This is a genomic window from Paenibacillus rhizovicinus, assembly GCF_010365285.1.
Classification (GTDB): domain Bacteria; phylum Bacillota; class Bacilli; order Paenibacillales; family Paenibacillaceae; genus Paenibacillus_Z; species Paenibacillus_Z rhizovicinus.
In genome coordinates, this window is sequence record NZ_CP048286.1 from 6,923,475 (window position 1) to 6,935,133 (window position 11,659).

Consider the following 11,659-nt stretch of genomic DNA (forward strand, 5'->3'; position numbering starts at 1 on the left):
TCCGGTTGCCGGAATGCTTTTTTTGCGTTCTAGCTGCCGGCGTCCGGCTGCTGCGCCAAGCGCTGCCGGTGATCGCGAGGGGCAGCGCCGTACCGCTGTTTGAACAGTTTAGAGAAATGGAATTCATCGTAAAACTGCAGCGAGGCGGCGATTTCCTTAATGGACGAGCTGGTCGTCTCCAGTGCCGCCTTGGCGGAGGACAGCTTGAGCTCCTGCATGTAGCGGCTTGGCGACATCCCTGTCCTGGATCGAAAACGGGCATAGAAGACGGTGCGCGACAATCCGCTTCTGCGGACGAAATCGTCGATCGGAATCGGCTGGCCGATTTGCCTGTGCATGTGATACAGAATATCGTCCAGCTCGGGATGGCGGCTCTGAAGGGCGGCAGCTCGTTCCCTGGCGAGCAGCAGCAGCAGTTCTTGCGCGTACAGCTGGACCGTGATTCCGTAGCCGGTCGGATGGACGATCAGACTGTCGATCAGCCGTTCGCAGATGAGAGTCGCTTCCGGCATTTTGGCCGTGGTAACCGGTATGCCGACGGTCATCTCGAGCCCAAGCGCCATGTCCAGCGGATCGAAATAGATGAAGTAGAACTTCCAATCGCCGCCGACGCACTGATAGGCACAGGGAAGATTTGGCGGGACGATTATATAGGTGCCGGCATCTAACGCGGCGCTTGTATCCGCATAATTAATTATTCCTTTTCCTTCATAGGTGACGAAGATGCCTGGCCAGTTAAATCCTTGCGGAGAAGTGACTTGATAGCTGTCGTTGGCTTGCACTTTCCAAATCGACTTGAAGCGAAACGCGGGAATCGCGATCTCATCGTTAAGCTCATACGGGATATTCATAAATGCCATCTGCTGATCTCCTCCAGGATGAAGAGGTATTTTAGTACGATTATACATGTTTCAGCAGGTTCATTCCATGGGAGTTAAGCGCGGCAGCGGTTACAATGAGACCATGACGAAGATGCTGCGAAGAAGGAGAGAACGCTAATGTTATTGAAAGTAGGCAATCGCGAGCTGGAACTCGGAGGACCGCATTTAACGGAATTGAGGGATTCAAACGATATTGTGAATGATTTCGATGCCTTGCGGAATCGGATTCTGGAAGACGGCTATCTGCTGATTCGCGGTCTTCATGATCGCGATGAGGTGTTGAACGCCAGGCATGCCATCCTGCAGAAAATGCAAAAGATGGGCAAGCTGGACCGGGATACGCTGCTGGAAGAAGGGGTTATGGCGGACGGCAGCAAAACGATCTTCATGGGCGGCACGAACGAAGATTTGCCCGAGCTGCTGAACGTGTTGAACGGCGAACGCATTATGCGCTTCTTCGATCAATTTATCGGGGAACAGTCGCTGACGTATCATTACAAGTGGCTCAGAGCCGTGGGCAAAGGCGATTTCACGGGCGCGCATTACGACATCGTCTATATGGGACGCGGCACGAAGAATCTCTATACGGTTTGGTCGCCGCTCGAAGACGTCGATTATGCGAAGGGCGGCCTTGCGATCTGCCTCGATTCCCACCATTTCGAGGAGTTGAAGCAATCGTACGGCTCCAAGGATTCGGATCGCGACGGCATCGGCCATTACACGGACGATCCGCTCGTCATTACGAACAAGTTCGGCGGCAAGTGGGCGACGACGGAGTTCAAGGCCGGCGACGTGCTTATTTTCGGGATGTATCTGATGCACTGTTCGCTCGAGAACACGACGAATCAGTACCGGATCAGCGTCGATACCAGGTTCCAGTCCTCGCTTGAACAGGTCGATGAACGCTGGAGCGGCAAGAAACCGCGCGGACATTTCAAAGATGCCGCCGCGGCGAACTGATCGGGCCCGCAGAACAACAAGCAAGCGATTGAAGTCCGAAGAGACAGCCGAAGCGGCTGTCTCTTCTTGCTGCGCGGCTTAAGCCGTGTAAGCTGTGGCATCAAATTCCATTTGATTTTTCGAATACGACTCTTTATTATAGGGAACTGTTATTGCAATTGCATACAAACCCTCATCGATCCAGATGGGGTAGAGGTCGCGATGCTGAAGAGTACGTCGGAGGAAGTCAAGTAGAGACTGTTGATTCCGATGAAAAGGCACCATCGCCGAAGCCGCACGGGTTACTGACCGTTCAGGCTGGGGTCGTTTCCGAAAGGAACGGAACTGTCATGCTGTTGATCCAACAACAGGATGTTGCGCTATCTTTACATCGGATAATTGAGGGAGTCGAAGCTGCCTTGCTTATTTAAGACGAAGGCGGTTTTTTTGCGTTTATTTATACTTAAAGGGGTCGTTACGGAACGTGAACGTGAAAGAAAACAAGTTACGCAGAGGATTGAAATCGCGTCACATGACGATGATATCACTAGGCGGCTCGATCGGAACCGGATTATTCTTGGCCAGCGGCGGAGCGATTCACGATGCCGGGCCGGGCGGGGCGTTGTTAGGCTACTTCCTCATCGGCATCATGGTTTATTTTCTGGTGACCAGCTTGGGCGAAATGGCCACCTACATGCCGGTCTCCGGTACATTCAGTACGTACGCGACAAAATTCGTGGATCCGTCTCTGGGCTTCGCGCTCGGATGGAACTACTGGTATAACTGGGCGATTACGATCGCGGCCGAATTGTCGGCGGCAACGCTGATTATTAAGTTCTGGCTGCCGGACAGCCCGTCGTTCTTATGGAGCGCATTGTTCCTCGCGCTCATGGTCGGTCTGAATTTATTATCCGTCAAAGGGTACGGCGAGTCGGAATATTGGTTCGCCATGCTTAAAATCGTCACGGTCATCGTGTTCATCGGCGTCGGCTTGCTCATGATCGTCGGCATTTGGAAAGGCGGCGCGGTGGGCTTCAGCAATTTCACCGCAGGCGACGGACCGATATCGGGCGGCTGGCTCGCTGTTCTCGGCGTCTGCATGGCGGCAGGCTTCTCCTTCCAAGGAACGGAGCTCGTCGGCATCGCGGCGGGAGAATCCGAGAATCCGCGGCAGAACGTGCCGCGCGCGATTCGCAGCGTGTTTTGGCGGATCCTGTTGTTCTACATCTTGGCGATCTTCGTCGTCGGGATGCTCATTCCGTTCACGACGGATACGCTGGCGAGCGATAGCGTCGCGGCAAGTCCGTTTACGATCATTTTCGAAAAAGCCGGCTTAAGCGTCGCCGCATCCGTCATGAACGCGGTTATCTTAAGTTCGGTGCTGTCCGCAGGCAACTCCGGCATGTACGCTTCCACGCGCATGCTGTGGGTGCTGGCGAAGGAAGGCAAAGCGCCTAAACTGTTCGCCAAGCTCAACAAGAACGGAATTCCGGTCAATGCCCTGCTCGCGACGGCGGCGCTCGGCATGCTCGCGTTCCTTGCGTCCTTCTTCGGCGACGGTCAAGTGTACATCTGGCTGCTGAATGCATCGGGCATGTCCGGCTTCATCGCTTGGCTGGGCATTGCGATCAGCCATTACCGTTTCCGTAAAGTCTACGTCGCGAAAGGGCACGACGTGGCCGATCTTCCATACCGTTCGTTATGGTTCCCGTTCGGTCCGATTATGGCGGGCGTGATGTGCATGATCGTCATTATCGGGCAAAGCGTGAGCGCCTACTCGGACGGCAAAGTCGACTGGATGCTCTTGTTCGCTTCCTATGTTGGCATTCCTCTGTTCCTGGCTGTATGGCTCGGCTATAAGTGGAAATACAAGACGAAGGTTTTGAAACTGGAAGAGTGCGAGCTCGGAATGACGGTGGAAGAATGACCTGCGGTCGATAGAGGTCTCCAATCGCTGTTGTAGTTCTAATTTCTATTTATCGTATAAGTGAGTATAGGTAGAAATTAGACTACAAAGGCGACCGCTTACGCTTTTCCGACTCTCTATCGACCTCCGGTCATTTTCACCGTCATCCTAAAAATTAAATTTGAAGAGCAAAGGCCGAACAAATGCCTTTGCTCTTTTTTGTATGAGAGGATTTACCATCCGAATGGCGAAGTCATTCACCTAGGGACTACTTAGGGGCTACAAACCTTTCATCTTGAAGAGAAGGAATGATCATTTGACTAGACGAATCATCGTTACAGGCGGCGCAATCATTAAGGATCCGGAAGGCCGGATTTTATTGCAGCGGCGTTCGGATTATGGCGATTGGGGGCTGCCGGGCGGCGGCATGGAACCCGGCGAGGCGGTTGAGGAAACGATGATCAGGGAAGTGAAAGAGGAGACGGGACTCGATATTGCGAGCTACGGCTTGCATGCCGTTTACTCGGGGCCAAGAATGAATTATACGTACCCGGATGGCAATGAAGTGGTCTTCGTCATGTTTCTGTTTCATGCGGAGGCCGAATTAGCGGGGAAAATCGGCGAGGATGGCATTACATTGCGCTTCGAAGACAAGGAACGGGAATCGCTGCAATTACGATTTACAGCGTTGGACGAAATCGATTTGGCTTCGATCAACCTCGTACAACGGCCTGTTTTTGAGGATTTATTCGACAACAAGTCCGGCATTCTAAGAACTTAATGATCATCTGATAGAAGTCTCGAAACATGTAACCAGATGTACAGCACTAGGAGGGAGTTGGCCATGAACCGACCGCTATTAAGAGCCGAGGCCATCATCGTCCATCGCCATGATCAGTCGATCTTGGTTCAGTGCGCGGCGGATGAAGCCTTCTATCGCTTTCCAGGGGGCACGGTTGAGTTCGGGGAGACGGCCGCGGAGGCTATTCGCAGGGAGCTGATCGAGGAGTTCGACTTGCAAGCGGAGATCGGCGCCATCGCCTGCGTGAACGAAAGTATCGTCGAATATGACGGCAAGCAGCGGCATGATTGCACCATCCTGCATTGGGGAGCGGTCAACGAGGAGCGGATTCAAGACGCGATCGCGCATAGTGAAGCGGAAGGGATTCAACTGACATGGCGCACGATGGAGCAATTGCGCGGGAAGCCCGTGTATCCGGAAGGAATATTGGCTTATCTCGAAGAACGAAAGGTCGTTGCCTCCCATTTGGTCGTCCGCAAGAACTACGATAACGAAGCATAGAGCAGGAGCAGGAACAGGAACGAATCACATTCCGTGTAAGCGACGAAAGGAAGGGTACCGATGCAACCTACAATGATAACGCGAATCGAAGAGCTGCAACTGAACCTCGGAAACGCAGGGGAACGGCGGCCGATGCTGCATATCTTGAACGGTCAAGCAATGGCTGATCAATTCGCAGCGCATTCGTTACGGATTCCGCAGCACGACTATGCGCCGTTCAATGAAGCGATGTGCGCGAACGAAACTTGCGATGCTATTTTCAGCGATGCCTTCATCCGATTGCGGGCAGCGGGACATGGCGTTTCGATGCAGGATTATGACCAAATGACGATTCAACCGATGAAACCGCTGTTTGAAGGCAAGCATGATTGCATCGTGCTTTGGTTCGGCGACGATATGTTCTGTCAGATGAATATGCTGACCGTGCTCGCCTATCTGCAGCAGACGAACTATAAGGGAAGCCTCATCTTCCACCAGGTAAACGAGCAAACCGGCGAGATTGCGGTAACCGATCTGCCTTCGGATGACTATGACTTGCTCTATAGGCAGGTATTGGTACAACATGCGAGCCCGGCAACGCCGAGCTTGCCGATTCTTCGCAAGGGGATCGAGCTGTACTTGGAATATAAGAAACCCGAGAACGAAATCACGGCTTTCATCAAGGATAATGAGAAATTATCGCACAACGCGCTGATGAAATGCCTATTTCGGCGGTTTCCGCACTATGGGCTCGGCGATACGCAATATGTTGCGATTATGGAAGCGATCATCCAATCCTAGGGAGGAGCGGGCTGCGGCGAAGGCGCAGCGAACGCTTCGGAAGTCCGCAGTTCCGATTGGATTCGGAAGCAGAATCGGAAGCCCAAGTACATGCAGCTTCTATTAACCTCTGTTCGGGAATATACTAGTTTATCTGAACGAGGGGGAATGGCTATGCAAGCCGATAGAGAGCTGAAGAAGAAGGAAATTATTCTCTTGTATCACCCGGAGTCTACGGAAATCGAAATCGTCGAAGCGATCGCGCATGCCGACATGGATAACCGCCTGGTAGCCGATAAAAGCATTCATCTGGACATTCAACAAGCCAAGAAACTCTATCTGTTTCTCCATAATCTATTCAATGAGACAGATACCGCCACCCTCTCTTAACCAAAACAACATGGAATCACGATCACAGGCTGCCGGCACTAGGCGGCCTGTTCCGTTTTTCGGAGCATCGCAAGTCGTCGCTTTTTTTTATTGTGCTCGCGAATGAGGATAATCGAAAAAAAGATGAACGAGTTATAAAATCGGCGATATCTTTCCGAGGCTGCATTCGGTAAGTTGGCAATAGGGACGAAGCGCAAAGTTGCAGATTACGAAGAAGGAGTGGAGCCGCTGATGGAAACAGAAACAGCTGCAAGCACGAACGTTATCGAGCTGGGCCGCTTATATCAAGGGCCGTTTCAGATCGAACAGGACAACGGATGGTACACGATTTTCATGACGACGCCGTCTTCCGAGCCGATTCGAAATCCGGGTATGGGGCTCATCGCCTATGCATGGGAAGAGAATGGGCCGTCGCTGAACGCGAGAAACGGTCTTGAGACGATCGAGGAGCATGTGGAACAATTGGCGAAGCTGCCTTACGTGGACGTGCTCTATATTCGCTGCGATTGGCGGCATGTCCAAACCGAGGCTGGAAGCCTGAATCTGCATCCGATCTGGGAAACCACGCTGCGAGCCGCCGAAAAGCACGGGCTTCGCGTCGCTTTCCGCATCCAGCTGTCGAGCCCGAATCCGCAGCCGCAGCGGCTGGCCATGCCGGATTTCTTGATCGGACAGGTGCCGCTCGTCAACATCGGCCGTTTCCCGGGCCATGACTACGACTATCTGGAGCCGCGTTACGATCATCCGGCGTTCCAAGCCGCTTTCCAGGAGTTAAACGAGCTGCTCGCGGCAAGGTTCGACGGCGATCCGCGCATCGAATTCGTGGATTTGATGATGTACGGCTTCTGGGGAGAAGGGCATACGAACGACTTGAAAAATCCGTTTCCCGACTATGCGACAGCCGAGCATACGTTCATGCGCATGACCCGGCAGCAGATTGAACGATGGAAGCATACGCCGCTTGCAGTCAATACGCAGCCGGATATTAGTCAGACCGGCAACCGGATCGTGCGCGAGTATGCCATGAACGAAGCTTGCTGGGTGCGAACGGACAGCATCGTCCTCGACGAACCGGAGCAAATCGAAGCGATCGCGAACCGCTCGCCTTGGACGGCCGCGGTCATCGAAGACGGTTATTACCGGCATTTCAAGCTATCCAGCCTCGCCTTCGATACTGCGAACATCGATGTCATCGCTAACTCCATGCTGCATGCGCTGGATATCGGCGGAAATTACTGGGGGCTGTGGACCGAAGCTGCCGCTATCGCCGACTACCATGAACGGTATCCGGCCGGCATTGAAACGCTTCGGCGCCGCCTCGGTTATCGGCTGCGTCCTTCGTGGATTTGGCAGCGCAAACGGTTCGGAACCGATGAGCTCGTCGTCGCGCTGGCGAATGACGGCGTTTCCGGCGTCCCGGGAACGTTGTGGCTGGAAGCGGCCGATCCGGAGGGTACCGTGAAATTACGCGGGAAATTGGATAAAGGCAGCCCGATTCCCGGCAAGGTCAGCTTGGCCTCGATGATTCTGCCGCAGGATTGGCACGGCAAAGAAATCAGGCTGGCGCTCCAGCTTGAGGTCAAACCCGGCGTATGCAAGCCCGTGCAATGGGCTTGCGCGCAGCCAACCGAACCCGATGGTTCGCTGGCCATCCGATTGAAGGATCACTCGGATACGAATTGGAGGTGCGGCGTCTGATGAGGATCGGCCTCGCCGGCTGCGGCTGGCATTCCAGGGCTACGCATGGCCCTTGTTTGAAGCGATATCGGGAGACGCATGCGGATCTCGTGCTGGCTGCCTGCTGCGACGTGAATACGGAAGCGGCCGAAGCTTTCCGCGCGGATTTCGGATTCTCGCGCGCCTATTCGAGCTTTCAAGAGATGCTGGAAAACGAACGGCTGGATGCGGTATGGATCGTCGTGTCGGTCGAATACACCGCCTCGCTGGCGCTGCAAGCGATGGATGCGGGCATTCCCGTCTTCCTGGAAAAGCCTCCGGGCATCGACTCGGCAGAGACGCAGCTGCTGCAAGAACGGGCGGCCAAGCTTGGCATTCCGCACCGCGTTGCGTTCAACCGGCGGTTCGCTCCGCTGACCCGCAAGCTGATCGCCCGCTTGAACGCGGCGCCGAGCAGACGAATCTACAACATCGCGTACGAGATGATCCGCATCGACCGGACGGATGCCGACTTCTCGACGACCGCGGTCCATGCCATCGACGCTGCCCGGTTCATTGCCGGCTCCGATTACGCCGAGCTGCAATTCCGCTATGAAGAGCTTGAAGATGTAGGCCCGGGCGTAGCGAATATTATCGCGGATGGCCTATTCGAGAACGGCGTTCGCGTCCAGCTGCTTTGTTATCCGTACTCCGGCGTGGCGATGGAGAAGGTCACCGTCCGCGGAGAAGGCTTCTCCTGCGAGATGCAGCTGCCGCTGCTGGAAGGCGTCGGTCAGACCGCTTCGATGAAGTACGCGGAGAAGGGAAGAGGCGAGGTCTACCAAGCGGAAGGCGATTGGCTGGAAGCTTTCGGCTTCTACGACGAGAATGCGAGCTTCATCGACGCGCTGCGGGAGGGATGGCCGCTGCGGGACGACTTGCGCTCCTCGCGGCAGTCGATCGATGTGATGGAAGCGATACGGGGGCGGGCGATAGCTTACCGGAAGTAAGGAACGTAGACTGGATGTATTCATTTCACGCTTTAGACTGACCCTACTAATTGAAACAGCGACAGCCAAGGACGCGATAATAAAGTCCTGGACTGTCGCTGTTCTATTACACTTGCGAATTTCTTCGAGTTGGCGATTGGCATATCATAAGTATTTTTTCATATTCTCAAGCACGACTTCAAATTCGTTAGGGATGTTGATTGTTCGGACATGGCTTCTTCTCCTTTATGAAAACGATGATAACCGACGATTCGCAGGTCGACCGGTGACGGGGCAATCATCCTATTATTGCTCATCTAGCACGACCTATACCAAAGAAATTGCCAAGCGCCATAACGGTGGTATTTTGCGTGATGCCAATGAAGACCCCGGTTTTCAACTAACGGTGTTAGTCTTCGCCTTGCAGTGTTAGATGATATCATGAACGTATGCACCTGTAAAGGATAAACTTACATCGTTAGATAGGAGGACGGATAGGAACCAGATGAAGCCGCCTTGTTCGCGAGACCGTGAACGAAGCGGCTTCTTCGCTTAGCCTTCCAGAATATAATGCTGTTTGCGAAATTCGCTGGGCGTAATACCGCTGATCTTCTTGAACATCCGGTTGAAGGAATTGATATTCTGATAGCCGACTTCGGACGCCACGTCCTGTATGCGCATGTCGGCGCCCTTGAGCAGCGACTTGGCAAGGTCGATCCGATAATTGTTGATGTAATCGATGAAGTTCATGCCCGTCTTCGTCTTAAAATATGTCGATAAGTAGCTGGCCGATATATTCAGCTTATCCGACAAAATATCGAGCGTAATATCGTCGCGATAATGCTCTTCCATGTAATTCGTAACGAAATCGATAATGTTATCGCGCGACGCTTTCCGCTCGTGGATTCGGTCCGCGGCGAAAGTCAGCAGTCCAACGACGTATTGCCGCAGCTCCTCGATATTCGAGCAGCCCCGCACGCGGCCTGCCGACGACAGATAACGCTGCAGCGACGCGGCATCGAGCTGAAGAGCGTCAAGGCTTTTGGCGGCCAGTTGCGTCAAGCTGTCCGCGAATGCATAGAACTGCTCCGCGGTTGCCGCTTTCTTCTCCATGGTCCCGAATACTTTACATACGATGCGCAGGACGGACTCGCGATTCCCCGCGGCTAAGTTCATATCCAATTCCTGCTCCTGCGCTCTCGTCAGCGGCGTGTGCCATTCGGGCGGCGGGTCCGCGAGCGTGATGATCTGGGTCATATTCTCGAGCTTCCGGTTCCCCATTAAAGCTAGTACTTGCTCGTAACCCGTCGTGAGATCGGAAGAATGGCGATATAAGTCTCCGACACCGATCGTAATGGACCAATAGCGCTGATCGAGATCGAAGATTTCCTTCAGTTGATCGATAAACGCCGGAATATCCTCGTGCACGGCATCTCCGGATACGAGCGACAAGATCTGATCGCGCTCCAGTTGGACCGTTTGCGTCTGGACATGCTCCTTCAGATGAGAATCGATATATTCCCTGACGAAATAAGAGGCTCTGCCCTCGTTCTCGTCGATATCCGCGTAAAAGGCAGGCGTGAATTGGAGGCGGAACAGCAGGAGACGATAAGGTACTTCAATGGCAAAATCATAGATTTCCTGATCGCTCACCTTGATATTTTTGATTTTATTCATGAATGCATAATAGCTCAGCAGCGAGTTTTTGCGAGAGTTGGCTTGGTCGATCGTATTATTGGTCTGCACGAGGTGGCGGACTTGGTCATGAATAAACTGGAATTCGTGAATATTGCTTTGCACGGAAGAGGGAGTGTTCAGCTCCTGAATCGATTTCATGATGCCTTTGATCGGATTATGGAACCGTTTCGTGAAGAACCAGGCCGCGCCAAAGCTCAGTATCGTAAAAAGCAGCAGAAGCGTGACCAGCACTTTGTTCATGTTTCTGAGACTGTCCGTCACGATATTGTCCGGAACGATGTTGACGTATTGAATGCCGGTAACGTTGCCAGTTCGGTAGAAATAAAAGTCCTTTCCGCTCTTCGCGTAGTGCTTGCCCTGCGGCAAAGCCGGCAGCGATTGAAGCTTGCTGACGTTCTCTGCGAACAGGCTGCTGCCGCCCGTACCCAGCATCATAAACTGATCGTGCGCGGAATCGTTGAAGCTTGCCAGCATTTTGTCCGCATCCAGCATAATTATGACTTGATAGTCGGGCAAGTAGGAGTTCCGTATCACGACTGGTATGTATCTGCCTAGGAACGAGGCTTGATTGGCGGATACCTCGCTGAAATCGGATGCCGGAAGAATCCGAAAGCTTCCGGGCTGATCGAATTGGGAGGTCCAGAAGTCCGGCCCGTAATCGTCGCTGTGGTAATACCTCGCGAACATTTCTTGCGCATCCGCGCCGCGGTCGCTTGAGATAACGAAATCGCTTTGTTTGAAGGAAATGAAGATGTTCTGGGCCGCGATGTCCGTATGACTCAAGTAGCCGTTAATCGATTTCATCAACAGGCGGGCATTGATATAATCGATCGCCGATCGGTCGAGCGACGCGAGCTTCTCGTCTAGCAGCAGGTCGAGACCGATGCTGCGGATTTGGCTGAAATGATTCTCGTATTTATCGATCGTCCGATTCATATTGAGCGTGTTGTAGCGGATGACTTCGGCGGCGGCGTGCTTCTTAAGCAGCGTGAAGGAGAAGAAGAAGAAGGATAGGAGCGGGACGAGGATGGCTAGAAAGCTCAGCAGCAACTGGATAAACAGGGAACCCGAAATCATCTTGAATCGCTGAATGCTTCTCATTATTTTCCTCCGATTCCTATGGAATAAATGAGATGAA

General features: G+C 53.3%; 10 protein-coding genes and 1 riboswitch. Of the genes, 8 read left to right on the forward strand and 2 right to left on the reverse strand.

Annotation, left to right across the window (positions count from 1 at the left end):
* Positions 1-29: 29 nt before the first annotated feature.
* On the reverse strand, positions 30-860 hold the full coding sequence (locus GZH47_RS30860; RefSeq protein ID WP_162644917.1) for an AraC family transcriptional regulator: 831 nt from the start codon (positions 858-860) through the stop codon (positions 30-32).
* A gap of 138 nt (positions 861-998) precedes the next feature.
* On the opposite strand from GZH47_RS30860, the gene GZH47_RS30865 reads away from it, so the two are divergent.
* The 8 genes from GZH47_RS30865 to GZH47_RS30900 all read left to right on the forward strand — a co-directional run bounded on the left by GZH47_RS30865 (position 999) and on the right by GZH47_RS30900 (position 8,844).
* The gene (locus GZH47_RS30865; protein ID WP_162644918.1) at positions 999-1,841 is read left to right on the forward strand and encodes a phytanoyl-CoA dioxygenase family protein; all 843 of its coding nucleotides are present in this window, start codon (positions 999-1,001) and stop codon (positions 1,839-1,841) included.
* Between the two features lie 182 nt (positions 1,842-2,023).
* A riboswitch (Lysine riboswitch) is annotated at positions 2,024-2,211 on the forward strand.
* Positions 2,212-2,352: 141 nt separating this feature from the next.
* The gene (locus GZH47_RS30870; RefSeq protein WP_225446292.1) at positions 2,353-3,747 is read left to right on the forward strand and encodes an amino acid permease; all 1,395 of its coding nucleotides are present in this window, start codon (positions 2,353-2,355) and stop codon (positions 3,745-3,747) included.
* 295 nt (positions 3,748-4,042) lie between these two features.
* Positions 4,043-4,507: an NUDIX domain-containing protein gene (locus tag GZH47_RS30875; protein WP_162644919.1), complete on the forward strand. Its 465-nt coding sequence runs from the start codon at positions 4,043-4,045 to the stop codon at positions 4,505-4,507.
* Between the two features lie 63 nt (positions 4,508-4,570).
* On the forward strand, positions 4,571-5,029 hold the full coding sequence (locus GZH47_RS30880; protein ID WP_162644920.1) for an NUDIX domain-containing protein: 459 nt from the start codon (positions 4,571-4,573) through the stop codon (positions 5,027-5,029).
* A gap of 60 nt (positions 5,030-5,089) precedes the next feature.
* Complete coding sequence (locus GZH47_RS30885) at positions 5,090-5,809, forward strand: AraC family transcriptional regulator (protein WP_162644921.1); 720 nt, start codon at positions 5,090-5,092, stop codon at positions 5,807-5,809.
* 153 nt (positions 5,810-5,962) lie between these two features.
* A complete protein-coding gene (locus tag GZH47_RS30890; protein ID WP_162644922.1) occupies positions 5,963-6,178 on the forward strand; it encodes a hypothetical protein in 216 nt (71 codons plus the stop codon).
* A 231-nt stretch (positions 6,179-6,409) separates the two neighbouring features.
* The gene (locus tag GZH47_RS30895; RefSeq protein ID WP_162644923.1) at positions 6,410-7,876 is read left to right on the forward strand and encodes a hypothetical protein; all 1,467 of its coding nucleotides are present in this window, start codon (positions 6,410-6,412) and stop codon (positions 7,874-7,876) included.
* Positions 7,876-8,844: a Gfo/Idh/MocA family protein gene (locus GZH47_RS30900; RefSeq protein ID WP_162644924.1), complete on the forward strand. Its 969-nt coding sequence runs from the start codon at positions 7,876-7,878 to the stop codon at positions 8,842-8,844. Before GZH47_RS30895 ends, GZH47_RS30900 begins: the two co-directional genes overlap by 1 nt.
* 531 nt (positions 8,845-9,375) lie before the next feature.
* Here the strand turns inward: GZH47_RS30900 and GZH47_RS30905 are convergent.
* Positions 9,376-11,622, reverse strand: coding sequence for a helix-turn-helix domain-containing protein (locus GZH47_RS30905; RefSeq protein WP_162644925.1), 2,247 nt, complete (start codon positions 11,620-11,622; stop codon positions 9,376-9,378).
* Positions 11,623-11,659: the final 37 nt, after the last annotated feature.

Coding starts and splice junctions, on each gene's coding strand:
- GZH47_RS30870 (WP_225446292.1), top strand. CDS start 2,353: ATGACGATGATATCACTAGGCGGCTCGATCGGAACCGGATTATTCTTG.
- GZH47_RS30865 (WP_162644918.1), top strand. CDS start 999: ATGTTATTGAAAGTAGGCAATCGCGAGCTGGAACTCGGAGGACCGCAT.
- GZH47_RS30860 (WP_162644917.1), bottom strand. CDS start 860: ATGGCATTTATGAATATCCCGTATGAGCTTAACGATGAGATCGCGATT.
- GZH47_RS30890 (WP_162644922.1), top strand. CDS start 5,963: ATGCAAGCCGATAGAGAGCTGAAGAAGAAGGAAATTATTCTCTTGTAT.
- GZH47_RS30885 (WP_162644921.1), top strand. CDS start 5,090: ATGCAACCTACAATGATAACGCGAATCGAAGAGCTGCAACTGAACCTC.
- GZH47_RS30905 (WP_162644925.1), bottom strand. CDS start 11,622: ATGAGAAGCATTCAGCGATTCAAGATGATTTCGGGTTCCCTGTTTATC.
- GZH47_RS30900 (WP_162644924.1), top strand. CDS start 7,876: ATGAGGATCGGCCTCGCCGGCTGCGGCTGGCATTCCAGGGCTACGCAT.
- GZH47_RS30880 (WP_162644920.1), top strand. CDS start 4,571: ATGAACCGACCGCTATTAAGAGCCGAGGCCATCATCGTCCATCGCCAT.
- GZH47_RS30895 (WP_162644923.1), top strand. CDS start 6,410: ATGGAAACAGAAACAGCTGCAAGCACGAACGTTATCGAGCTGGGCCGC.